Consider the following 25,704-nt stretch of genomic DNA (forward strand, 5'->3'; position numbering starts at 1 on the left):
CATGCGTTTGCCCTGTAATGTAAATCAATTTCTTTTGCCAAAACTGTCATTTTGGCAAATGGATCTCTTTGGCAAATATTTTGAACGAATTTTATTAATGAATTGTTATTGATAAAGAAAGGATTAAAGAGCTGAAATAAAATCGGATTACTTTATCTATAAGATTTGATGTGCCGGTATGCCAATGCGAAGAGGGAGAAAAAGTAACGATTGAAAATGGAGTAATAGATGTTACTTTTTCAACAGTAAAACATTATAAATAAACAACATATGAATTTCAATAATTTCACAATCAAATCTCAGGAAGCCATACAAAAAGCCGTTGAGATAACAAGAGAGAAAGGACAACAATCCATAGAGCCTGCACACCTGTTATTGGGAGTGATAATGACCGGGGAAAATATTGTCAATTTCCTTTTTCAGAAATTGGGTGCCAATCCGGGGCATATCACCTCCCTACTCAGCAAAGAGACTGATTCATTCCCCAAAGTTTCGGGTGGAGAGCCATACCTCAGCCGCGAAAGCAATTCGGCTTTGGACAAGGCTGCCGATTATGCAAAGAAGATGGGTGACCAGTTTGTTTCCATCGAACACCTGCTGCTCGGTATATTATCAGGTAAAAGTTCGGCTGCACAAATGCTGAAAGACGCAGGCATATCGGAGAAAGACCTACAATCAGCTATCGGCGAACTGCGACAAGGCAGCAACGTAACCAGCCAATCGACAGAAGATACTTACCAATCGTTGGAAAAATATGCCATCAACCTGACGCAGAGGGCACGCGACGGCAAACTCGACCCCGTGATTGGACGCGACGATGAGATACGCCGTGTATTGCAAATACTGAGTCGCCGCACCAAAAACAATCCGATACTGATAGGCGAACCGGGTACAGGTAAGACCGCTATTGCCGAAGGGTTGGCTCACCGTATCGTTCGCGGCGATGTTCCCGAAAACCTGAAAAGCAAGCAAATATACTCGCTCGACATGGGTGCTTTGATTGCCGGGGCAAAATATAAAGGAGAATTTGAAGAACGGCTGAAATCGGTAGTCAACGAGGTTACGAAATCGGAAGGCGAGATCATCTTGTTTATCGACGAAATACACACCCTTGTGGGAGCAGGAAAAAGCGAAGGTGCGATGGATGCCGCCAATATACTGAAACCGGCTTTGGCACGGGGCGAACTGCGTTCTATCGGCGCAACCACATTAGACGAGTATCAGAAATACTTTGAAAAGGACAAAGCCCTCGAACGCCGTTTCCAAACCGTAATGGTAGACGAGCCAAGCGAAATGGACGCTATATCCATCTTGCGCGGATTGAAAGAGAAGTATGAAAACCATCACAAGGTGCGTATCAAAGATGAGGCGATTATCGCTGCTGTACAGCTATCGAGCCGCTATATTACCGACCGCTTCCTTCCCGACAAGGCTATCGACCTGATGGACGAGGCTGCCGCGAAACTCAGGATGGAAGTGGACTCTGTACCAATGGAACTGGATGAGAAAAGCCGCCGTATAAAACAGCTCGAAATAGAAAGGGAAGCTATACGCCGCGAAAACGACAAGGCGAAGGAGGAAGACCTGTCGAAACAGATAAGCGCACTGAAAGAAGAAGAAAAAGACCTGCAAGCCAAATGGCAAGCCGAGAAAGATGTCATCAATAAGATACAACAAAACAAGATAGATATAGAAAATGCCAAGTTTGAAGCAGATAAGGCCGAACGCGAAGGCGATTATGGAAAGGTTGCCGAACTGCGGTATGGCAAACTGAAAGAACTGGAAGACGGCATAGAAAAACTACAAGTACAGCTTCGCGAAATGCAGGGCAGCCAGGCAATGGTGAAAGAAGAGGTAGACTCGTTCGATATAGCCGATGTGGTTTCCCGCTGGACAGGCATACCTGTAAATAAGATGCTGCAAAGCGAACGCGACAAGTTGCTCAATCTGGAAGATGAATTGCACAGGCGGGTAGTTGGGCAGGATGAGGCGATTGCTGCCGTATCGAATGCCATACGCCGCAGCCGTGCCGGATTGCAAGACCCGAAACGCCCTATCGGCTCATTCATCTTTTTAGGAACAACAGGGGTTGGCAAAACCGAACTGGCAAAGGCGCTTGCCGAGTTTCTCTTCGACGACGAGAATATGATGACGCGTATAGACATGAGCGAATATCAGGAAAAATTCAGTGCGACCCGCCTTGTTGGAGCACCTCCGGGATATGTTGGTTATGATGAAGGCGGACAATTGACCGAAGCCATCAGGCGGAAGCCTTATTCTGTTGTCTTATTCGATGAGATAGAAAAGGCTCACCCCGATGTATTCAATATCCTGCTGCAAGTGCTGGATGACGGGCGTCTGACCGACAATAAAGGGCGTGTGGTAAACTTTAAGAACACCATCATCATTATGACATCGAATATGGGTTCGGGGCTTATACGCCAGAACTTTATGGGCATCACCCCTAAAAACCGGGACGAGGTGGTTGAGAAAACGAAGAACGAGGTGTTGGATATGCTGAAAGTCAATATCCGCCCTGAGTTTTTGAACCGTATCGACGAGATCATTATGTTCGAACCACTCAATGTAAAAGAGATAGAACAAGTGGTACGGATACAACTGGACGGCGTTGTGAAGATGCTCCAAAAGAACGGCGTACAGCTAGAATTTACAGACGAAGCTATTGCCTGGATTGCCCAGATGGGATTCGACCCTGAGTTTGGGGCTCGTCCTGTGAAACGGGTAATTCAGCGAATGGTACTCGATACGCTGTCGAAACAATTGTTGGCTGGAACGATAAATAAGTCAACTCCGATTATTATTGATATGAAAGACGGGGAGCTGAGTTTCGGGAATTAACAGGTTTTGCACTTTTCTATGCCAGCACCATTAACTTTGCGTGTGGGGTATCCAGCCACCGAAAACGGCGTAGGATGAAAAAGAACATTTTATAGTTAGAGCCTATTTACAGCAATTTGCTATGTGCAATTAGCATTATTGGAGATATAATTGAATTTGACTACTTTTTCTATTATTTGTAAAAGATTGCTTCCTGCTTTTCAAATAAAAAATAGTACTTTTGCACTCTAAACGGATAAAATCAATTTTAGCAGTAATTTGCTGATAAATATGAAAATTCAGATCATAAACGGGCCAAATTTGAATCTACTGGGGAAGCGTGAGCCGGACATCTATGGCAACTCTTCGTTCGAGTCTTATTTTGCCCATCTTCAGCAAGAGTATCCCGAGTGCGAATTGTCATATTTCCAGTCGAACCACGAAGGAGCGATAATAGACAAATTGCACGAAGTTGGTTTTTATACCGATGGTGTCGTGCTGAATGCAGGCGCATACACACACACATCGATTGCTATCCACGATGCGATAAAAGCTATTACAACACCGGTTCTCGAAGTCCATATATCCAATATACATGCACGCGAAGAATTTAGGCATAAGTCGATAATCGCCCCGGCTTGTCAGGGCTCGATGGTCGGATTGGGGTTGTTGGGATATGATCTGGCGATAGACTTTTTTGTGAAAAGATTGAAAACAAAGTAAAAAAACGAAAACAGGAGGTTGCGATTATATCGCATATAAATATAAACCTGCTAACTTGCTGTTTTTTAACCGAAATAATTAGAAAGAACTATTATATTAAATAAATTTCCATTTATGACTCAGAAAAAGACGAAAATTGTAGCTACAATTTCAGATTTGCGATGTGATGTTGATTTCCTGCGTTCCCTTTACAACGAAGGAATTAATGTAGTAAGAATGAACTCGGCTCACATGACCGAAGAAGGCTTTGTTCAGGTAATGACAAACGTACGCGCCGTATCTCCTCATATCGGTATTATGATGGATACAAAAGGTCCTGAAATCCGTACTACCAAAACAGCTACAGATGCAAAGATAGCTGTTAAGACAGGAGATAAAATCAAGGTTGTGGGAGATTTAGATTTTCTTTCTACTCAGGAGCAAATAGGTGTATCTTACCCAAGCATCGTTGCAGATGTGCCCGTAGGCAGCATGTTGTTGATCGATGATGGCGAAACTGCATTGAAAGTTGTAGACAAGACTGCTGAGTACCTTCTTTGCGAGGTTCAAAACGATGGAACAATCGGAAGCCGCAAGAGTGTGAATATTCCGGGCGTAAGCGTAAACCTGCCTTCTATCACAGCTAAAGATAAAAGAAGCATCGAAATCGCTATCGCGAACAAGGCTGACTTCATTGCCCACTCTTTTGTGCGCCACAAACAAGACGTACTCGATGTGCAAAAAATCCTTGACGAGCACAACAGCCCTATCAAGATTATCGCTAAGATCGAAAATCAGGAAGGCGTTGACAATATAGACGAAATCTTCGAAACAGCTTATGGCGTGATGGTTGCCCGTGGCGACTTGGGTATCGAAGTACCACAAGAAAACATTCCTGCTATCCAACGCTTGCTTATCCGTAAAGCTGTAGAATATAAGAAACCTGTTATCGTTGCAACCCAAATGTTGCACACAATGATAGAAAACCCACGCCCTACCCGCGCTGAGGTTACCGATATTGCTAATGCAGTATATTATGGTACTGACGCTGTGATGTTGAGCGGTGAGACTGCTTATGGTAAATACCCAGTAGAGGCTGTTCGCGCAATGGCTCAAATCTGTGCTACTACAGAGCAATCTAAACTAGACGAAAAAGCTATTCCTGTTCCATTCAAAGATTCGGAATACGACACCACCTCTTTCCTTGCAAAACAAGCTGTAAAAGCAGCTACCCAATTGGGAATCTCTGGTATTATTACCGATAGCTACACCGGACGTACAGCACGCACTATTGCTGCTTTCCGCAGTAAATGCCCTGTATATGCTATGTGTTGCAGCGAAGAAGTTGCCCGTCAGCTTTCTGTATGTTACGGCGTAGAAGCTACATATCAGGAATCTACAGGTTACACTACTCACAAACACAAAGAGTATTTCCTTAAGGCATTGAACGGATTGCTCGACAGAGGTCTGATAAAGAAAGAAGATCAGGTTGCTTACCTTAGCGGATCATTCGGCGAAGGAAAAGGAACATCATTCCTCGAAATCAATCAAGTGGGCCGTGTAGTAGATGCTTCAGATGCATTTGAAGTTCCGGTAGACTAATTTCAGTTTTAAGGAATAAGACATAATTACTTTAGCAAAACTACAGCATGGATAATAGGATGTTGTAGTTTTGCTTTTTTCGCATATACACTTTTTACACAACAAATGGAAAATACTCAAACAAAAATCGGACAAGAAGGGGATACTATGAATTTCTCATATGCCACAAGGGCAATGAATATAAATCCAGACACAGAACAAATAGAAAAATACGATGAATATCCAACCAAAGGCTCCCCATTGCAATATACATTCATCTTTCTCACTGTGCTTATATTGGGTGGGGCAATATATCTTTTCGTCACCGGGCATTGGATATTGGGAATAGTAGGTGTATTGGCTACTCTCATCTTTACATTCCTGTCTTATGCCTTCAATAGCTCTCTGAGAAGAGAAGTTGCTTATAAAGACGGACTACTTATTCCGGCAATTATAACCTCTGTCAGCCCTCTCGAAATACTGGCTTTGGCAGATGTATCGGTCATCGAAACATCAGAACCTATATATGGGGTTCGCAAGATGAAGGTAAATAACCTTCCAAATCAAGAAATAGTAAAAGGCGAGAAAGTGCCTTGTGCGGCTCTTTTCGGAGCAGGACACAAGGGATACCGCCGGATGTTCGAGCCTCGTCCTATATGCTGGGGGTATAGTGATAAAGATTTAATAGCGCAAGCCACTCAGGCAATAACCGAAGACAAACCCGAGGGCAACTTTGATGACGAATGGGCTATGCTTAGCGCAATTGAAGCCAAATATGTTGATATAATAAAAGATGAAGATCTGACATTTTTCGATAAAGATTTGAATCTGAAAGAGATTTAAATCCCACTCCTACTTATATTTAGAGCCTGTTAAATATAGTATTTACACAGGCTCTTAAACTAATTATTATTTCTTAGGAGGCTGTTTTGCCCCGCTCTTTTTAATAGAAACCGAGCGTGAGGCTTTAGCCCGAGATTTAGGTTTGTTTGCAGCTACTTTTTGTTTGCCTACCCTTAAACCACTACCTGTTTTTTTCTTTTTCTTTGGTTTGCGGGCAACTTCATTTTCCTCAAAAGAATATTCCCCCTCATCATCGGGTTTATTTTTTACAGTATTCTTTGGTTTAGGATGCTTTTTCTCCATCTGGGCAGCAATGCTCGCTTTCCTGTAATCTGTCTTTATATCATATTCTTTCAAGGCTCTGTTGATAGCCTTATTGCTGTTTGCCGGCTTTTTGGCTGTTGCTGTTTTTTCCGAGTCTTCGAGCAGGTCGAACAATCCCTCTAACTCGGCAGGAGTAAGATCGCGCCAGTTCCCTTGTCCCAGATTGCCTAGTTTTATATTCATCACCTGTATGCGCTCCAGTTTGGTGACCTCATAGTCGAAATATTCGCACATACGCCTGATTTGCCTGTTCAATCCCTGAATCAGCGAAATCTGGAACATATACGGGTTTATCTGCTTTATTTCGCACCTTCGGGTTACACGGTCGAGTATCGGTACACCCTGCGCCATACGTGTGAGGAAATCTTCGGTGATGGGACGGTCTACTGTTACCAGATACTCTTTCTTATGGTTGTTGCCTACCCGTAGTATCTTGTTTACAATGTCGCCATCGTTGGTGAGCAGTATCAAACCCTGAGAATCTTTATCCAAGCGTCCTATCGGGAAGATACGCTGTTCGTGGCGGATGAAATTTACAATATTGTCTCTTTCCTGCGGGTCGGTAGTGCTTACTACGCCTACTGGTTTGTTCAGCATGATATATACCGGTTCTATATCGTTTACTATAAGTTCTCCGTTTACCTTTACTTTCTGTCCCGGAAGAACACGCATACCAATCTCGGCTCGCCTTCCGTTTACAGTAACTTTGCCGTTTTCGATAAGTTTGTCAGCCTCCCTGCGCGAACAAAATCCTGAAGCGCTTATATATTTATTAAGCCTATATTCCATTTTCTTTGATTGTCTAATTTGCTGCTAATTGCTTTTGTCACAATTAACAGTGCAAAGGTAATCACAAGTATGTCAATATCGTACAATTTGGCTGTTATATTTTAACGAGGGTGGCAAAAGTATGCACTAGCCTTATTCTTTTGATGCTGGAAAAGAAGATTTTAGAGTGAACGGGGAAAATTAGCCGGAAACAGGCTCTTAGAAGTCATCTCTACTTTTAATAAAACCACGGAGTTGTGGAAATATAAAAATAAAGCAATATCATTATATTCCACCAGACTCCGTGGTTAAGTGTTTAAATGGGTTTATTATCCTTACGCCTTACTGCAATGAATTACATATCTTTTGATTAATTTCCCTCATTCTGTTTTCTTCCACTTTAATCACTTTGCGGTCATACGTTATCAACCCGTTTATTTCGCCTTCTACATCAGTGGTTTGTGTGTAGACAGCACCCGATATGCCTCTTGGTATAAGTTTAAGAAGATCGTCACCATACTTAATATACTGGTCGGTAACTTCTTTTACATTTTTGAACTGAACATAGCCCCAGTTTTTATCGGTTTGCCACAAGTGCCCTTGTAGGGGAAGTCCTATTCCGCCATATTCGCCAATTACAGTAACGCGGTCGGCGTCATACATCATAAGCTCAGGGCCCGGATATTTGTGATAGTCAAGCATATCACCTACTTTCAGGTAATGATTCCCCCCGCTCGATGGGTTCACCAACCGTGAAGGATCGTAGTATTTTGTCCACTCCACTACTTCTTGTGTATTATGCTGTCCCCATGCTTCATTGAACGGTACCCATACAGCGATGGAAGGATAAGGCATCAGATAATCCATAATCTCTTTCCACTCTTTGCGGAAATTGGTTTCTGACTCAATAGAGTGCCTGACTTCTTTCCCATCGAAATAACGATGCATCACCCATTGGGGGCTTTCGTCTCCATTAGGCATATCCTGCCAAACGAGGATTCCTAAACGGTCGCAATGCGTGTACCAGCGTGCTGGCTCAGTTTTCACATGCTTACGGATCATGTTGTAACCCAAATCCTTCGTCTTCTTAATATCGTAGGCCAACGCTTCGTCGGTAGGCGCTGTATAAAGCCCGTCGGGCCACCATCCCTGATCGAGCGGGCCAAAGTGAAAGATGTCTTTGTTGTTTAACTGCATACGCACGATGCCATCAGAGTCGCGTTTCTTCGAAATTTTACGCATAGCCGCATAGCTGTTCACTTTATCTACCGTTTTGCCCTTTTCTATTAGTGCAACGTCGAGGTCGTAAAGGAATGGGGAGTCGGGAGACCATAACTTAGCATTCGGCACAGGGAGGTCTACACTTTCGCCTGCAACGCATTTTGCAGAAGCAATCACTCTATTGTTCTCTTTTAGAGTTATCTCTATTATATCGGATGGCGAAGTATTTTTAGTACACACTTTCACCCTCAGGTTATTCCTGTCTATATCGGCGACAGGTGTTACGCCAGCTATATACTTGTTGTTGACGGGTTCGAGCCAAACTGTTTGCCATATACCCGAAACAGGGGTGTACCAGATGCCGTTAGGATTAACATTCTGTTTCCCTCTCGGAATATAACTCTGGTCTGTAGGATCCCATACCTTTACGACTAATGTCTGTTCGCCCGTAGTGAGAAATGGAGTAATATCGAAACAAAAAGGAGTGTACCCACCTGTATGTGAACCTACCTTAATATTATTGACATAAACTTCGGTTTTCCAGTCTACCGCTCCAAAGTGGAGAAGGGTGTTTTTTCCTTTCCAGCCCGGAGGTACAGTAAAGGTTCTTTTATACCATAATTCGTTATCTTTTCCCAGTTCTTTTTGTACTCCTGAAAGACTCGACTCAATCGCAAACGGAACCAAAATCTTTCCATCGAACTGCCGTGGTTCGGTTTGTCCTGCCGGACGGATAGCATAGTCCCATAGTCCGTTGAGGTTCTGCCAGTCTTTTCGTTCCATTATAGGACGCGGATATTCCGGCAAAACATTATTAGGGTCGAGCGTTTCGGCCCACGGCGTCTTGATTTTATCACCAGCAGGACTCCATTGCCCAAAGAGGCAAGCAGTTTGCAGCAGTAGCAGAACTATAAGAATGTTCGTTTTTTTATAACACATTTTACTTACTGTTTTTTTATTAAAATATTTTATAATTGTCTCAATTTATGCTATTCAGCAAATCGGTTTTTCCTTCGTTCACAAGCTTTAGGACAAGTTCGCCGAACAGTGTGTTTTGCCATGCAAACCATGCGCGGGTAAAATTGTAATGATCATCCACGTTGAACGATTCGTGCATGAAGCCTGTTCCGGCATCCGTTTTCATCAGTAGCTCGATACATTGTTTTATTTCCGCATCGTTTTGGCTGGTAAATGCTTTCATCATTATGCTCATAGGCCATGCCATATTGTACCCGATATGAGGCCCGCCAATACCTTCCCCATCTTTGCCCCGGAAGAAGTATGGATTGTCTTTGCTCCATACAAATTTTCTTGTATTCTGATAGATAGGGTCATTCACATCTACATCGCCCAAGTAAGGCATTGCCAAAAGGCTCGGCACATTAGCATCATCCATAAGATACTGATTGCCAAAACCGTCGACCTCGAAAGCATAGATATCACCGTACTTCGGATGGTTGCATACTGCATATTTTCTCAAAGCAGCCTCTACTTCGTTTGCCAAATCGACACATTCTTTCGCTTGCGACGGCAGATTGCTTACTGCTGCTAATATTTCTGCAGCTTTGCGCAACGAGCTTACAGCAAAAAAGTTGGACGGAACCAAAAACTGAAAAGTTGTGGCATCGTCAGACGGGCGGAAGGATGATACGATCAGCCCTACAGGGTTTACGGGATTGCCCAAGCCGTTGTTGTTTAATGTATCGAGCTGCCTTTCGGTTTTGCGTTGAAATTTGTAAGGCGTGCTCCCATCTTTGCGTTGTTGTTCTTTAAACGTCTTGAGTATATTGGCTATAGCCTGCAACCATTCGTCGTCGAAGATACTGGTATCTCCTGTCGTTTTCCAGTAATGGTAAGCCAAACGAAGCGGATAGCAAAGAGAGTCTATCTCCCATTTATGCTCGTGGAGCTCGAGTTTCACATCCGTGAAGTCGCTCATCCACTGATGATCCGGGTTAGGGTCGTGCGGGTCGAGGAAAGCATTGGCGTAAGGGTCGATGTTGATGCACTTGAACTGGCGGCGGATTACACCAGCCAACATTGCTTTCAGTTGGGGGTCGCTGTTTGCCAACTGTACATACGGCCATACCTGTGCGCCCGAGTCGCGCAACCACATGGCGTGTATATCTCCGGTGTAGACCAGTGTGTCGTCTTTGCCGTCTGTCTTGTAATAACGCACCGTGGTGTCGAGCGTATTTGGAAAACAATTTTCAAACATCCATGCCAATTTCGGGTTCTTAAGAAGCTTTTTCACCCTGCTTATTTCATTTTCTACGGCTTTGGATGTAAACAAACGGTCTTTCTTGTCGGGCCGGTTGGTCTTATACTCTATATCCGGATTTGCGATACTTGCCACATTGGTATTGTCTTTTGGTAGCAAAAGAGGAGATGAATATGTATTACTGCCAAACGAAAGAAGGGTTATTGCACTACATAATAATACTGTTTTTTTCATATCTTGCTTTTGTAATATTTATAGGTTTAATACTGATAAACGGGCCAGCATTTCTACTATTGCCGCTTGTGTAAGCAACCACTTCTTAGCGTCTTTTTGTTCTCCGCTGAGGTCCACATTTATCAATCCGTGCTCATCTTTTGAATGTTTCCATGCATAATCGAGGCTTTTATCAAAGGCTTGCAGGTATTCTTTGTTATTGTCTAAATGGAACAGTTCGATAAAACCTCTTAGCATAACTGCCGTAAACCACACATCTCCGTTGTTTATCATGCGGAAGTTTTCGTTTTCCTTTCCTTTGTGCTGTTTATTTGTGTACGGCTACCACTGTAATTTGTCTGTGCATCGCCTTCGTCGATAGGAATACCGAGCTCGGCATCTGTCCTTATTGTTTTGGCATCCGACGATTTCTCGTTCAGCACTTCCTGTGAAATACCTGCCATAGCCGACAGCCTGTGGTTGCCCAAGGTCTTATTATAATCCAACATCAACTGAGTATTGATAAATGTGCCTTTGAACGAATAATTTTCGGCATCGTTGGTCGAACGTTCGGTTTTTGTCGGAGTACTGTCTGCGCCTGAACCATATGCATAAAGGTCGTATTGTGTCCTCCTTATAAAGCGAGAATTGGACGTAAGGTCGTAACCAAATACTCCCCTGATTTTCAGGTCGTCTAATATTTTGTAATCGAGAGATATACCCACATTTACAAAGTCGTTGTTGTGCTTGTTATACCCTCCTTGTTCGAACAGGGCGGCAGCATTTCCTCCTACCGATTGTTCGACATATCTTCCATCGGGAGTTTTTACTGCATTGTAATAATATCTTGGTGTACTGTTGGCCCCGGATATTTTAAAACCTCCCCCTTCATCACCTTTTGCATTTTCGCGGGTATATCCGAGAATTACATTCAGTTTGAAGCGATTGTATTCGGTTGTAATATTCGACCTCAGGTTGTATCTGCTTATACCATAATCGGGGCCTATAAAATTACTTTCCTGATCGAGGTATCCTCCGGAAACCATGTATGTCGTATTTTCAGAGCCTCCCGAAACACTTACATTATACGACTGATGCAGCGCATTTTTGAATATATAATCTACCATCCAGTCGGCATTTCCTTTATTATACAGGTCTTCTATCTCGGAAGGGGTGAATGCCGGAGATTTTCCACCGTTAGTCAACGCCGTATTTATCATTGTTGCATTTTGCCAGCCGTCGAGTGGCGTATATAATATTTTGGGGGTTTGCACTCCGACCATTGAGTTAAAACGGATTTTAGGCTTGGTGTTTTTTTCTCCCTGTTTGGTGGTTATGATGATAACCCCTCCGGCCGAACGCGAACCGTATATTGCTGCGCTACCGGCATCTTTCAGTACGGATATGCTGGCGATATCGGCAGGGTTCAATTTATTCATATTGCCAAGGTTTGTTATCAATCCGTCGATTACCACCAGCGGATCGTTGTTGGTTGTCGTATTTATACCACGGATATTTATATTCATGGTATTGTCGTTAGGGTCCATACTACGCTGCTGTATTGCCAGCCCCGGAGAGGTTCCTTGCAAAGCCTGGGTTATATTGGCTACCGGACGGTTTTCGATAGAGCGTGATGTAATTTGGTCGGCTGCCCCGATGATATGCTTGCGCGTTGTAGTTCCATAACCGATAACTATCACTTCATCCAGAACTTTATTGTCTTCTTCCAGAACGACATTCAGTTCTTTCTGTCCGGCTACTTTCAGCTCTTTGGAGACGAAGCCGATGTAGCTGAAAACGAGTTCATCGTTGTTGTTACAAGTGATGCTGTAGTTACCGTCCATATCCGTTATAACAGCATTCGTTGTTCCTTTAACGGTAACACCCACGCCTATAAGCGGCTCTTTTTTCACATCTATTACCCTGCCTTTGATAGTTACAGGCAGGTTGCTCGCATTTTGTGCATGTGTCTTGAGTGGTATGCTGCTAAACAAGCAACATAAAAAGACAAGAAGAATTGGAATTTTAATTTTAATCATAATTATTCAATAAAATTTTAAGATTAACTTACATACATACAAGATTGGAAGTATTTGTCATAGGCAAAGATTTGTTAGGATTTGTTGTGTCAAAGTTATTGGGATTTGCATCTATCTTTTCTGCCGATCGGTTCAATGTAGTTCAAATGTAGCGCCAGCCACATATAACAAGCTAAATCACAACGACTTGAAAACAACGCAATATTAAAATAATGTAGTAGATAATTTATGAATTTTAGCTTTCTCGCATCATTTATGAAGCATTTTTTGTAAAACAGATGAAACGACAACCCATCATCTAAATACTTTTGTTATGAAATCTGGAGAGTTGTATTATTTTTGTATTTTTGATAAAGGATGTGTCCCCTAATTTATCAAGAAACGATAATTCACCTTATACCTGCCAACGTAATATGAAAAATTCGCTGTTAATTATATTCCTTGTATGCTCCACTTATGCAGGCAATGCGTATAACAAGCAACTCGATTCGTTATTGCATGTTTTAGACAAAACTATTCAGGATAAAGATATATATACAAAAAAGAAAGAAGCATATATCGATGGCCTGAAAATGAGGCTGAACTCGTCTACTAATGCAAATGACAAAATCTCGATAACAAAGGAAATATGTCTCGAATACATTGTATTTATGACAGACTCGGCACTTTTATATACCCGAAAGCTAGAGAAATATGCAATGCAGACAGGTGATTATGAAGAATATACTGATTCTGAACTATTCCGTGTCCGCATATTGAAAACAATGGGATTGCTAAAAGAGTCTTCAGATATATTAGACAAGATTGATACACTGAGGATATCCGATAATTTGAAGACGTTTTATCTGTACACCAAACTATCTGTTTCCAACCTGCTAAGGGACGCTTCAGAAAACGACGAAGAAAAAAAGAAATATAAGGCCGTTGCCGATTCGTTGAGAAATCGGTTGGTCGTTGGCGAGGTGCTGTCTCCTTTAGATTATATATATGTGAACACCGAGCGGCTCATAAAAGAGAGAAAATACGATCAAGCGTTGAAAGAATTGGATGATGTATATTTCAAGATGAACATTGAAGAGCGGGATGCTGCTATACTGGCATTCGCCATAGCCAATGTATATGCAGAGATGGGCGACAGAGATAAGGTTACGGAATATTTTGCACGATCGGCGATAGCCGATATCAAAAGCGGAGTAAAGGAATATATATCGCTCCGCAAGTTGGCAGCCTTAATGTTTGAGTATGAAGATATAAACCGGGCATATAGCTATATGAAATGTTCGATGGAAGATGCTATATTCTACAATGCTAGGCTTCGGACGCTCGAGTCGGCCGAAATGTTTCAGTTTATCGACAAGGCTTATCAGACAAAAGAAGATCAACGCCAGACACTATTGATGACTATTCTGATTATCACATCTGTTATGTTGACTTTTATATTCATTATCCTAATATATGTATATAAACAAAAGAAAAAATTGTCGATAACTAAAGATGAGTTATCCAAGTCGAACGAACTCATCAAGGAAAGCAACCGGAACCTACTGGATGCCAATATAATAAAAGAAGAATATATTGGTTTATACATCGCCCATTTTTCCGACTATCTTTCAAAAATAGAGAAATTCAAGTTGAAAGCCCAGAAAGTGGCTAAAACACAGGGCGAACAGGCTTTGCTAAAATTTATCGATTCGTCATTAGATCCCAAAGATAACCTCGAAGAGTTTTACAAAAGCTTCGACGAAACGATATTGCGGTTATTCCCCAATTTTGTAGAAGAAATGAATAAGTTACTCTTGCCCGAAGAAGTAATAAAGCTTAAGGCCAACGACAGTTTGACTCCCGAACTTCGTATTTTCGCCCTCATTCGTTTGGGCATTACCGATAGCATAAAGATTGCCTATTTTCTACGGTATTCCACCTCCACTATTTACAATTACAGGACAAAAATGAGAAATAAGGCCGCAGGAAACAGAGATGAGTTCGAAAATCAGGTGATAAGAATAGGGCTTGAAAAAATATGACCCCAACAGGGGTCAATGTTCTATTTCTTAGCGACTCTTAGAAAGTATATCCTGTTTTTATCCCCAATAGTTCGATACCATGACTACCATCTGCATGGCTTGAGTTTTTCTCATAGGAAATCCTGCAGAAAATATAATTGTCTTTTTTCAGTTTAAAATCGACTCCTGCGCTAATGTAAGGGCCATGATATTTTCTCACCAATTCGAGCCTTGAATCTTCGGATTTTGACGGATCGTCAAGATCTGTCTCTTTCAGTTTGTTGCCTAGCAAAGTACTGTAACTATACCCGCCTTCTAATGTCGGTTTTATTTTCCCCGTCTGGAAAGTGTATCTGAATCCCAATTTTCCTGAGAAGGAGAACTCATCCAGTTCGAGGCGATAGTTATAGTCTCTATATCCGTTAGCTACAGAGTGGTATCTAGCATATCCATCGAAACTCCCTTTTAGCTTCGAGAAAGAAGCATCCAAGACAACCCCTACCGATTGCGATATGCGTGGAGCGTATAACACAACTTGTCCTCCAACGAGAGGATTAACCTTTGTCATATCGAAATTCATATCGGAGTTATACCAGATGAATATTTCTGATGATAGCAAATAATTTGCTCCTGCATATAGCGAGAACTTGAATTTAGCTTTTCTCTTATTACCATCTCCGAGAAAGACAACACAGGCCTCGCCCGTAGCACATGTCGTATCATGATATTTCTTCACCAGATTTATCATCGATTTATGGTTAAAATCGATTTTCCCGGCCATTTCTGCAACCGCGGGAGTATCCTTGAACAGATAGGCTAATATTCCACGGTACTTTACGTCTTTTCTATAAAATTCTTTGCCGTCTTTCTTGTCGAGAACATCAGCCTGCTTGGTTACATAGGTCGCCACGCCGTCTTCTTCAAGAATGTAATAATTTTGCTTCTCGGAAGGATAGAAATAAAGATTCATAACCCCTTGCAATAGATATTCGACAAATACCAGCTGTGAATTTCCATCTATATTTATCTCTTTGGATGTGTAATATGTTTCTTTGTCTTTTTCATTCCATATCCTGTAGCCGGCAATTTCTTCGGGGTGGAAAGATTGGGTTTCGGCTCCCGGTTTTGTTTTGAAATAACATACCTTAGCATTTGTTTTATCTGCCTTATAGTCGATAATCCCTTTTATGGTATCCCCATTATTAGATAATATATACCCTTCTTTATAGTTTTGGGAATTGACAACTAGCGGAATAAAGAAAATAACTATGAAAAAAAAGTGTTTCATTGTATATAAAATTTTAGGTTGTTTGAGCAACTGTCCGTGAATATCACAATTTAGTTTTCATCTAAAAAAACAGAAGTTTTTCGTTTATTTTCGCCCCCCTTCACGGAAGAAAAAAATTATCTCAAAAACGATTCTAAAAATGGAAACGATATATTTCCTAACAGTTACTAAGAGATACGCGAAGATATAAAAAAAATCACAGAACGCGTCTTCCCCAGGGCAAACGCATGAAAAAATGATATTCCAACTTTGACTACCGTAGGGGCGAATTATCATTCGCCCGCAGATTTTCCTTATTCCGGGCGAATGATAATTCGCCCCCACAAAGCTCAGAATTGAGTTTGGATAAATTTCATGCGCTTACCCTGGCTTCTTCCCCTGATTTCTTGCTCGTTTTTGGCAAAGTGCCTATCTTCGGCATTCTAACTAAAAAATATCGATCGACGATGGCTTTTGACAAAGATGACGCAATAGAAGAATACGTCCTTTCGCATATCGACGAAGAGGGCGATTTACTGAAACAGCTCAACAGGGATGCACATGTCAACCTGTTGAAGCCCCGTATGCTCTCCGGGCATCTGCAAGGTAGGATGCTGAAAATGTTTTGCCGTATGATGCAGCCTAAGTATATTCTCGAAATAGGTACTTACACGGCTTATGCCACCCTTTGCCTAGCCGAAGGGGCAGCCGATGATGCTGTAATCCACACGTTGGAGGTAAACGACGAATTGGAAGATTTCATAATGAAATACCTGCATAAAACGAAATTGAAAGACAAGATCCATCTGCATATCGGGGATGCCATGCAGATAATACCTACATTAGACTGTGTTTTCGACCTCGTATTTATCGACGCCAACAAACGGCATTATATCGAATACTACGACCTGATTTTCGACAAGGTACGTCCGGGTGGGCTTATCGTAGCCGACAATACCCTGTGGGACGGTCATGTGCTGGAAACTCCGAAGCCATCCGATAAGCAAACCATAGGCATCAAGGCCTTCAACGATATGGTGGCAAAAGACGACAGGGTGGAGAAGGTGATCCTGCCAATCCGCGATGGGCTGACTCTTATATGGAAAAAATAGTACAGGCAAAAAAACATTTCACCTAAAATACTTCCTGCTCATAACTCATAACTTCTAACTTATCTTTACCTTTGTAGGCTAAATGAAAATATAATGGATAGTACAAGACAACAAAAAATAAACCGCCTGATACAAAAAGAACTGAGCGAAATATTCCGTAAACAGACCCAGCAGATGCGTGGCATACTGATTTCGGTAAGTGTAGTAAGAATAAGCCCCGACCTGGGTAATGCAAAGGCTTACCTCAGCATCTTCCCTTCGGATAAGGGCAAAGAGATACTGGAAAATATACGGGCTAATGTAAAAGCTGTGCGCTTCGACCTGGGACAGAAAGTGGGCAAACAACTGCGCATCATTCCCGAACTGTCTTTCTATCTCGACGATTCGCTCGATTACCTCGAAAACATAGACAAACTGCTGAATAAGGACAATAAAAAAGAAGATTAAACCTTGAACCTTCCGTTACACATAGCACGCCGTTACCTTTTTGCTAAAAAATCGCACAATGCCATCAATGTGATATCTTTCATATCGGTATGCGGCATTGCTGTGGCTACGGCTGCACTGGTGTGTGCGTTGTCGGTTTTCAACGGGTTCACTTCTGTTGCCGCTAAAATGTTTAGCGATTTCGATCCCGAATTGCAGATAGCTCCGGCACAAGGCAAAGTTTTCAACCCCGATAGCGAAGCATTGAAGGAAGTTTACGCCCTGGAAGAAATAGATTTTATTTCCCAGTCCTTGGAGGAAAACGCGCTGGCCATGTACGGCGACCGGCAAGAGCCTATCCTGCTGAAAGGGGTTTCTCCCCAATTCGAACATCTGGCAAATATAGACACCCTGATAATAGACGGGAGTTTTGTATTGAGGGAGGGTGATACCGACAATGGAGTGATAGGTGCAGGCCTGGCAATGCTCTTGGGTGTACGTGCCAACTTCCGCGAGCCTGTGGAGCTATATGTACCAAAGAGAAATGTACGTGTCAATCCGGCAAACCCATCATCGGCTTTCGACAGAAATCATATTTTCATAAGCGGAGTCTTTGCGCTCAACCAAGCTAAATACGACGATCAGATGTTGATAGTACCTATCGAACTGGCTCGCGAACTGCTGAGGTACGATTCGGAAGTGTCGTCTTTGGATATAAAACTGAAAGAGGGGGCAAGCGTAGGTGAAACAAGAGAAAAAATAAAAGCTTTGTTGGGCGAAAACCTACTTGTAAAAGACCGCTTCGAACAACAGGAAGATATGTACCGCATGGTAAATATCGAAAAATGGGTGACATTCCTTATCCTTGCCATAATCCTTATTATTGCAGCCTTCAATGTAGTGGGGTCGCTCTCGATGCTTATTATAGAAAAGAACGATGATATTGCAATCCTAAAAAACATGGGAGCCAGCAACCACATGATAACCCGCATCTTCATGTTCGAAGGATGGCTTATAAATATGGTGGGGGCTGTCGCCGGTTTGGTTTTCGGGCTAGCTATATGTTTGCTGCAACAGCACTTCGGACTGCTTAAATTAGGATCGGGGCAAGGCGAATTTGTGGTAGATGCCTATCCGGTAGTAGTATATGCTCTCGATGTATTGCTGATATTTATAGCAGTATCGGTGATCGGCTTCTTTGCAGTGCTGTATCCGGTAAATAACTTGAGAAAGCGTTTGCTACAGCATTAACTGCCAAAATTCGACATCTATCAGTCTGCCGAATTTTATACCCGATTCCCTGAAATTCCCGATCAGTTTAAACCCGAATTTTTCATGCAACCTTTGGCTTTGCTCGTTAGGCAACGATATTACGCCGATAAGCGAATGGATATTTATATCTTTGGCCCGTTCTATCAGCACGTTGTAGAGTGAACTTCCCATCCCGCTGCCAATGGCATCCTTGTCGAGATAGACGCTTGTTTCCAGTGTTATGTCGTAGGCCGCTCTTTCCCTCCAGTTGCTCAGGTAAGCATAGCCGATAATTTTCCGGTCTTGCTCACCAACGATGAAAGGAAAGCCTTTTGCCCTTATTTTTTCTATACGTTTTATTATATCTTCCTTCGTTACCTTGTCGTATTCGAAAGTAACAATGGTTTCCTTTATATAATAATTGTATATATCGGCAATTTGCTGCGCATCGGCTGTTGTGGCGTCTCTTATCATCTACATTTCGGTTCCTGTTACCTGAGGCGGTATCTCGTCACTGTTCGGGCTTAGTTGCACAGGCGGGTCGGCAGAAACTATGCTATCTACTATATATTTGGTATAACCACGCCACGGCAAAATGCCGAAATATTCTTTGTAATGAAGTTTTACATTTTGTCCGCTGAGCGACATCAGTTTATCGTATAGTTCACGGTTTTCTATCGAGAACTGAAATTCGTTCGATTGCAGCCCTTGCTGTCCCGGACGGAATCCCGATTGTATCAGTTCGCCTTCGAAAGTCTTAAATATTATGCCTTTATGTTTTACATTATTCAAGATCCCGGCTTTTACCCCCGAGTCGCTGAATGGTACATAAAACCAAATATATCCGAATATCAGCAGTCCGATAAGGAGAAATGTACCAATAATTAACAATGCTTTTTTCATATTTTTATCTATATTATAAGAGCGTTATTTGTATAATTGTTAAAACCAATAAGATTCTGTTTTGTTCAGAAAGCAAAGATATTCATATTTTTAAACTATTTTTGCTGTATTGTTCGAAATATTAGAGAGAAAAGGAAAGGTAACAAATCCTGCATTTTCAGTTTTTCTGGCAAATGTGTTACTTTTGTTACTTTCTTATATGGTTAATGTTGATAATCAAGCTATTCTCATTTTGTAAAAAGTAACAACTATGATAATAAAAGACGCTCAGTTTGTAATAAGTAACACCGATTGGCAGAAATGCCCGCAGGATGGGAAACCCGAATACGCATTTATCGGAAGGTCTAATGTTGGCAAATCGTCGCTGATAAACATGCTTACCAACCGCAAAGGGCTGGCTATGACCTCGTCGAAGCCGGGGAAAACCCAGTTGATAAACCACTTCGTAATTAATAACGAATGGTATCTGGTAGACCTTCCCGGTTATGGATATGCCCAGCGGGGCAAGGAAGGCAGGGAACGCATACGCACTATTATAGAAGATTATATACTGGAGAGGATGGAGCTGACATGCCTTTTCCTACTGCTGGATTGCCGGCACGAACCTCAGAAGATAGACCTGGAGTTTATGGAGTGGTTGGGCGAATCGGAAGTGCCTTTCGTTATCGTCTTTACCAAGATAGACAAATTGAGCAAGAGCAAGCTGAAAGAAAATATCGACCGCTATGTAGAAAAACTGCATGAAACATGGGAAGAGATACCGCCTGTATTCTATACATCGTCGGAGCACAAACTTGGCAATGAGGAGATACTCGACTATATAGACGGCATAAACAAAAGCCTGAAAGGATGAAAGAAGGAATAGATATCCGTTTTATGAAGCGTGCTATCTCTTTGGCAAAGAAAGGGGTAGTATCGGGAGGAGGCCCTTTTGGGGCAGTGATAGTAAAGGATGGGGAAATAATAGCTCAGGCATACAACAGGGTAACCCTCGACAACGACCCCACAGCCCATGCCGAGGTGTCGGCTATCCGCAAAGCGTGCAAGAAGCTTAAGACGTTCGACCTTTCGGGTTGCGAGATATACACCTCGTGCGAACCTTGCCCCATGTGCCTGTCGGCAATCTATTGGGCGCATATCGGCAAGATATATTACGCCTGCACAAAGGAAGATGCCAAAGCCGTAGACTTTGACGATTCCTTTATCTACGAGCAAATAGACCTGAAGCCGGAAAACCGCTCCATACCTGCTGTCCACTTGTTGCGCAGCCAGGCATTAGAAGCTTTCCGGATGTGGGAAGAAAAAGACGATAAGACTGAATATTAGCCAAAAGATTTAACCTAAACCAAGAATAACCATGTTATTAGTACCCAAAGTAAAACCAACAGATTTAGACAATAAGGAGTCCGTTCTTGCTGCTCTGGCAAATGTAAAGATAAATAAGATAGCCACAGTAAACTGGCCCGGCCAGTTCCCGGCAAAGCCTACCGTTGCTTTTAAGATTGCACACACCGGCGATCATATATTGCTCCAATATCTTGTGGAGGAAGACGAAATATTGGCACTGACCAAAGAAGACAATGGTCCGGTATGGACAGACTCGTGCGTGGAGTTTTTTATCACTTTGCCGGGATCGTCCAATTACTACAATCTGGAATGCAACTGCACAGGCACAGCATTGCTTGCTTTCCGTCCGGGACGCGAAGGCGCAGAACACGCCAACAAAGGTGTAATGTCGCTTATCAGCCGTTATCCAAGCCTGGGGAATGAACCGATAGACAAGAAGCATGGCGATTTCAAATGGAACTTACTGTTGGTAATCCCTGCCGCCACATTCTGGAAATCCAAGCTGGAATCATTCGATGGCATCAAGGCTAAAGCTAATTTTTATAAGTGCGGCGACAACCTGTCTGTACCCCATTTCCTGTCGTGGAACCCTATCAGGATAGAGAATCCCGACTTTCACAGGCCGGAGTATTTTGCAGAACTCGATTTCGAATGAGAGGTTAAGATTTTGTTACAATCGGGTTAATCTGCATATATAGAGGGTTATAGATATTTTTATTTTTGTGTTAAAATATGTTTTAGCCTATGTATTTTTTTTTATCTTTGCGCTGCAAAAAAGATGATAGCATCATCTATCTTTCTAAACATGACATATTTAAACATTTATGAAAAATAATTTATTCGATAGGTTTAAACCTAAAGAAAACAAGTTTTTCCCTTTAATGACGGGTATGGCAGAGGCTATACTCAATGCATCAGACCTTATTATTGGATGCGTTCAGGCGACCAGCCATGAAGAGGCGGTCGATTTCTACAAAAAGATAAAAGAGCAGGAACGCAAAGCCGACAGCATCCAGAATCAGATATTTGAAGAACTGAACGAAACTTTCATCACTCCGTTCGACCGGGAAGATATAAACCATCTATCGGCCACATTAGACGATGTTACAGATTTAATAAACAGTTGCGCCAAACGCATCATGCTCTACAGTCCGAAAGTGATGCCCGAAGCGGCTGTCCGTCTGGCTATGTTCGTGCGCGAATCGGCAGGATTTCTCGGCAAGGCGATAGACGAACTGGATGTGCTGAAAAAAAGTACCGATAATATAAAAGAGTATTGCGAACAGCTAGGTACAATAGAAAAGAAAGCCGACGATGTATATGAGCACTTTCTTATCGACCTTTTCGAAAACGAAACTGATGCTATCGAAGTAATCAAGCTGAAAGATATCCTCCACGAACTGGAACGGGCGACCGATGCAGCCGAAGCGGTAGGTAAAATCATAAAAATGATGATCGTTAAGTATTCATAACAGGAAGAAGATGACTTTATTAATAACAATCATTGTTTTAGCAATAATATTCGACTTTATCAACGGATTCCACGATGCAGCTAATTCAATAGCCACCGTTGTTTCAACGAAAGTACTCACTCCTACACAAGCTGTTATCTGGGCTGCATTTTTCAACTTTGTAGCTTACTTCATAGCAAAGCTCATCCTTAAGGATTTTGGGGTTGCGAAAACAATTTCAGATACAATAGAGTTGAATGCCTTTAAAGATTCGATGCCATTGGTTTCGGTAGTATTGGTCGCTGCGTTGACTGCTGCTATAATATGGAATCTCATTACATGGCGTCTGGGTATACCATCTTCCTCTTCACATACGTTGATTGGAGGATTGGCAGGAGGAGCCATTGCTGCTTGTGGGTTCAGCGCGATACACAGTGGTACAATAGCTCTAATCGTTGCATTTATAGTTCTTGCTCCGGTTATAGGTATGGTAGGAGGAAATCTGATTACTTTGTTGGTAATGCATCTAGCTAAGAAGATGAAGCCGGCAAAAGCTGAGCGTTGGTTTAAGAATCTACAATTAGTATCATCAGCAGGATTAAGTATAGGACATGGTCTCAATGACTCTCAGAAAGTAATGGGAGTAATCGCTGTAGCTTTAGTCGTAAATCAGCATTTAGAAAACCTGCCAAAATGGATGAAAGGTTCGGATGCTACTTATATGATGAATAATCATGAATGGATTGCTTTGGCCTGTTTTGGTGCTATTGCATTAGGAACAATATGTGGCGGATGGAAGATAATGAAAACTATGGGTAACCGTATTACTAAAATTACGCCAATAGAAGGATTTTGTGCTCAAACAGCAGGAGCATTGACACTCTTTGTTACAGAGAAGCTTCATGTGCCTGTAAGTACAACTCATGTCATTACAGGAAGTATCATTGGAGTAGGTTCTATAAAACGTTTATCGGCCGTTCGTTGGGGAGTAACTAAAGATTTGCTTGTGGCATGGGTTCTGACTATTCCCGTTAGTGCAATAATGGCAATGCTTTGCTATTATGTATTGGAACTTATTATAGAATAAGATATTTTTTTAGATAAAGCCGTATCGGCAAAGTCGATATTTGCACCCGAAGAGCAGATAGTCAATTTAGACTATTGCATTATATATTGAAAAACAGTATCTTTGCACCGCTTTTTGAAGCAAAATAAATGTTTAACAATTTAATGATACTGATCAGGACAGGCGCCAGATCGAATTTTGAATGATTGATAATTTAAAAAATGTACAACCAATCGAAGATTTCGATTGGGATGCGTATGCAGAAGGTGATTCTTATTCAGCGAAAAGCAGAGAAGAATTAACAGAAACTTATGACCAGTCGTTGAACAAAGTAAACGACAAAGAAGTGGTTATGGGTAAAGTAACCGCTATGAACAAACGTGAAGTTGTTGTTAACATCGGTTACAAATCAGACGGTGTTGTTTCTATGAACGAATTCCGTTACAACCCGGATCTGAAAATCGGCGACGATGTAGAAGTCTACATCGAAAGCCAGGAAGACAAAAAAGGACAGCTAATCCTTTCGCACAAGAAAGCACGTGCTACACGCTCTTGGGATCGTGTCAACGAAGCTCTTGAAAAAGACGAAATTATCAAAGGATTTATCAAATGCCGCACTAAGGGTGGTATGATCGTTGATGTATTCGGAATCGAAGCATTCTTGCCAGGTTCTCAAATCGACGTGAAACCAATCCGCGACTACGATGTATTCGTTGGTAAAACAATGGAATTTAAAGTTGTGAAAATCAACCATGAATTCAAAAACGTTGTTGTTTCGCACAAAGCTCTTATCGAAGCTGAACTTGAACAACAAAAGAAAGATATTATTTCGAAACTCGAAAAAGGACAAGTGCTTGAAGGTACAGTTAAAAACATCACTTCTTATGGTGTATTTATCGACCTTGGCGGCGTAGACGGACTTATCCATATCACAGACCTTTCTTGGGGACGTGTTCAACATCCTGAAGAAGTGGTTAAACTGGATGAAAAAATCAACGTTGTTATACTTGACTTCGACGACGACAAGAAACGTATCGCTCTCGGCTTGAAACAACTTACTCCACATCCTTGGGATGCTCTTAGCGCAGAACTTAAAGTTGGCGACAAGGTGAAAGGTAAAGTTGTAGTTATGGCAGACTATGGTGCGTTTATCGAAATAGCTCCTGGTGTAGAAGGCTTGATCCACGTTTCGGAAATGAGCTGGGCACAACATCTACGCAGCGCACAAGACTTTATGAAAGTGGGCGACGAAGTAGAAGCTGTAGTACTTACACTCGATCGCGACGAGCGCAAAATGTCTCTGGGTATCAAACAACTGAAACCAGATCCATGGGAAAACATCGAAGAAAAATATCCTGTGGGAAGCAAGCATACTGCAAAAGTTCGCAACTTCACTAACTTCGGCGTATTTGCTGAAATAGAAGAAGGTGTAGACGGACTTATCCATATCTCAGACCTTTCTTGGACTAAGAAAATCAAACACCCTAGCGAAATCACTCAAATAGGAGCTGATATCGAAGTTCAAGTGCTTGAAATAGACAAGGACAACCGTCGTTTGAGCCTGGGCCACAAACAACTTGAAGAAAACCCTTGGGATGTATTCGAAACTATCTTTACAGTAGGTTCTGTACACGAAGGAACAGTTGTAGAAATGGTAGACAAAGGTGCTGTAATCTCTCTTCCTTACGGTGTTGAAGGTTTTGCTACTCCAAAACACTTAGTAAAAGAAGACGGTTCGCAAGCCAAAGTTGACGAGAAACTAGAATTCAAAGTAATTGAATTCAACAAGGATTCTAAACGTATCATTGTTTCTCACAGCCGCGTGTTCGAAGACGAAAAACCTGAAGCTAAAGAAGCTGCAGCAGAAAAGAAAGCTAAAAGAGCTGCGAAGAAAGAGAAAGAAGAAGCCCTTCCTCAATCTAACATGGAGAAAACAACTCTAGGTGATATTGAAGAGCTTGCTGCTTTGAAAGAGAAACTTTCGGGCGGAGATGCTAAATAAGAAAGATTAATCTCTTATTATAATTAGAAATAAGCCATCCTGAACAGGATGGCTTATTTTATTAAGTGAAAACACTCGTATTCAAACAATTAGCACAAAATCATCAGTGCTTTAAATTCAAGAAGA

General features: G+C 41.9%; 21 protein-coding genes and 1 pseudogene. 14 read left to right on the plus strand and 8 right to left on the minus strand.

The annotated features are described in order from the left end of the window. Window positions 1-270: 270 nt before the first annotated feature. From clpB to D0T57_RS00865, 4 genes are all read left to right on the plus strand, one after another. A complete protein-coding gene (gene clpB / locus D0T57_RS00850; RefSeq protein WP_163269898.1) occupies window positions 271-2,859 on the plus strand; it encodes an ATP-dependent chaperone ClpB in 2,589 nt (862 codons plus the stop codon). 270 nt (window positions 2,860-3,129) lie between these two features. After that, on the plus strand, window positions 3,130-3,561 hold the full coding sequence (gene aroQ / locus D0T57_RS00855) for a type II 3-dehydroquinate dehydratase (RefSeq protein WP_163269900.1): 432 nt from the start codon (window positions 3,130-3,132) through the stop codon (window positions 3,559-3,561). Window positions 3,562-3,675: 114 nt separating this feature from the next. Then, the gene (pyk, locus tag D0T57_RS00860) at window positions 3,676-5,142 is read left to right on the plus strand and encodes a pyruvate kinase (protein ID WP_163269902.1); all 1,467 of its coding nucleotides are present in this window, start codon (window positions 3,676-3,678) and stop codon (window positions 5,140-5,142) included. Window positions 5,143-5,247: 105 nt separating this feature from the next. Next, window positions 5,248-5,964 carry a DUF3239 domain-containing protein gene (locus tag D0T57_RS00865; protein ID WP_163269904.1) on the plus strand — a complete coding sequence of 239 codons (717 nt, stop codon included), beginning with the start codon at window positions 5,248-5,250 and terminating at the stop codon, window positions 5,962-5,964. A gap of 66 nt (window positions 5,965-6,030) precedes the next feature. Here the strand turns inward: D0T57_RS00865 and rluF are convergent, their stop codons facing one another. From rluF to D0T57_RS00890, 5 genes and pseudogenes are all read right to left on the minus strand, one after another. Then, window positions 6,031-7,077, minus strand: coding sequence for a 23S rRNA pseudouridine(2604) synthase RluF (rluF, locus tag D0T57_RS00870; RefSeq protein ID WP_163269906.1), 1,047 nt, complete (start codon window positions 7,075-7,077; stop codon window positions 6,031-6,033). Between the two features lie 321 nt (window positions 7,078-7,398). Next, entirely contained in the window at window positions 7,399-9,216 is a 1,818-nt protein-coding gene (locus tag D0T57_RS00875) for a glycoside hydrolase family 2 protein (protein WP_163269908.1), read from the minus strand. A 40-nt stretch (window positions 9,217-9,256) separates the two neighbouring features. Further along, entirely contained in the window at window positions 9,257-10,732 is a 1,476-nt protein-coding gene (locus D0T57_RS00880) for a glycoside hydrolase family 125 protein (RefSeq protein WP_163269910.1), read from the minus strand. An 18-nt stretch (window positions 10,733-10,750) separates the two neighbouring features. Continuing rightward, window positions 10,751-11,017: pseudogene (locus D0T57_RS00885) on the minus strand (alpha-1,6-mannanase); the annotation flags it as partial. After that, a complete protein-coding gene (locus D0T57_RS00890; protein WP_163269913.1) occupies window positions 11,002-12,750 on the minus strand; it encodes a SusC/RagA family TonB-linked outer membrane protein in 1,749 nt (582 codons plus the stop codon). The pseudogene D0T57_RS00885 and the gene D0T57_RS00890, both read right to left, overlap by 16 nt. 413 nt (window positions 12,751-13,163) lie before the next feature. Between D0T57_RS00890 and D0T57_RS00895 the strand changes: the two genes are divergently transcribed. Next, window positions 13,164-14,774, plus strand: a complete 1,611-nt coding sequence (locus D0T57_RS00895) for a DUF6377 domain-containing protein (RefSeq protein WP_163269915.1) — start codon at window positions 13,164-13,166, stop codon at window positions 14,772-14,774. A gap of 37 nt (window positions 14,775-14,811) precedes the next feature. Here D0T57_RS00895 and D0T57_RS00900 read toward each other — a convergent pair whose 3' ends face one another. Continuing rightward, window positions 14,812-16,041, minus strand: coding sequence for a hypothetical protein (locus tag D0T57_RS00900; protein WP_163269917.1), 1,230 nt, complete (start codon window positions 16,039-16,041; stop codon window positions 14,812-14,814). Window positions 16,042-16,487: 446 nt separating this feature from the next. Between D0T57_RS00900 and D0T57_RS00905 the strand changes: the two genes are divergently transcribed. The 3 genes from D0T57_RS00905 to D0T57_RS00915 all read left to right on the plus strand — a co-directional run bounded on the left by D0T57_RS00905 (window position 16,488) and on the right by D0T57_RS00915 (window position 18,809). Then, entirely contained in the window at window positions 16,488-17,132 is a 645-nt protein-coding gene (locus tag D0T57_RS00905) for an O-methyltransferase (RefSeq protein ID WP_163269919.1), read from the plus strand. 93 nt (window positions 17,133-17,225) lie between these two features. Then, the gene (gene rbfA / locus D0T57_RS00910; RefSeq protein WP_163269921.1) at window positions 17,226-17,579 is read left to right on the plus strand and encodes a 30S ribosome-binding factor RbfA; all 354 of its coding nucleotides are present in this window, start codon (window positions 17,226-17,228) and stop codon (window positions 17,577-17,579) included. 3 nt (window positions 17,580-17,582) lie between these two features. Continuing rightward, window positions 17,583-18,809 carry an FtsX-like permease family protein gene (locus D0T57_RS00915; protein ID WP_163269923.1) on the plus strand — a complete coding sequence of 409 codons (1,227 nt, stop codon included), beginning with the start codon at window positions 17,583-17,585 and terminating at the stop codon, window positions 18,807-18,809. Here the strand turns inward: D0T57_RS00915 and D0T57_RS00920 are convergent. Beyond that, a complete protein-coding gene (locus tag D0T57_RS00920) occupies window positions 18,798-19,283 on the minus strand; it encodes a GNAT family N-acetyltransferase (protein WP_163269925.1) in 486 nt (161 codons plus the stop codon). The two genes, D0T57_RS00915 and D0T57_RS00920, sit on opposite strands and share 12 nt — an antisense overlap. Next, window positions 19,284-19,712, minus strand: a complete 429-nt coding sequence (locus tag D0T57_RS00925; RefSeq protein ID WP_163269927.1) for a hypothetical protein — start codon at window positions 19,710-19,712, stop codon at window positions 19,284-19,286. 250 nt (window positions 19,713-19,962) lie between these two features. Between D0T57_RS00925 and yihA the strand changes: the two genes are divergently transcribed. The 6 genes from yihA (at window position 19,963) to rpsA (ending at window position 25,578) form a co-directional block, all read left to right on the plus strand. After that, complete coding sequence (gene yihA / locus D0T57_RS00930; RefSeq protein WP_163269929.1) at window positions 19,963-20,565, plus strand: ribosome biogenesis GTP-binding protein YihA/YsxC; 603 nt, start codon at window positions 19,963-19,965, stop codon at window positions 20,563-20,565. Then, window positions 20,562-21,038, plus strand: coding sequence for a nucleoside deaminase (locus D0T57_RS00935; protein ID WP_163269931.1), 477 nt, complete (start codon window positions 20,562-20,564; stop codon window positions 21,036-21,038). The genes yihA and D0T57_RS00935 overlap by 4 nt, the downstream gene beginning before the upstream one ends. Window positions 21,039-21,069: 31 nt before the next feature. After that, window positions 21,070-21,714, plus strand: coding sequence for a carbohydrate-binding family 9-like protein (locus tag D0T57_RS00940; protein ID WP_163269933.1), 645 nt, complete (start codon window positions 21,070-21,072; stop codon window positions 21,712-21,714). Between the two features lie 169 nt (window positions 21,715-21,883). Then, window positions 21,884-22,531, plus strand: coding sequence for a DUF47 domain-containing protein (locus D0T57_RS00945; protein ID WP_163269935.1), 648 nt, complete (start codon window positions 21,884-21,886; stop codon window positions 22,529-22,531). Window positions 22,532-22,541: 10 nt separating this feature from the next. Continuing rightward, a complete protein-coding gene (locus D0T57_RS00950; protein ID WP_163269937.1) occupies window positions 22,542-23,597 on the plus strand; it encodes an inorganic phosphate transporter in 1,056 nt (351 codons plus the stop codon). Between the two features lie 184 nt (window positions 23,598-23,781). Then, window positions 23,782-25,578: a 30S ribosomal protein S1 gene (gene rpsA / locus D0T57_RS00955; protein ID WP_163269991.1), complete on the plus strand. Its 1,797-nt coding sequence runs from the start codon at window positions 23,782-23,784 to the stop codon at window positions 25,576-25,578. Window positions 25,579-25,704: the final 126 nt, after the last annotated feature.

Origin of the sequence: Dysgonomonas sp. 511 (assembly GCF_010501105.1) — a bacterium.
GTDB lineage: Bacteria > Bacteroidota > Bacteroidia > Bacteroidales > Dysgonomonadaceae > Dysgonomonas.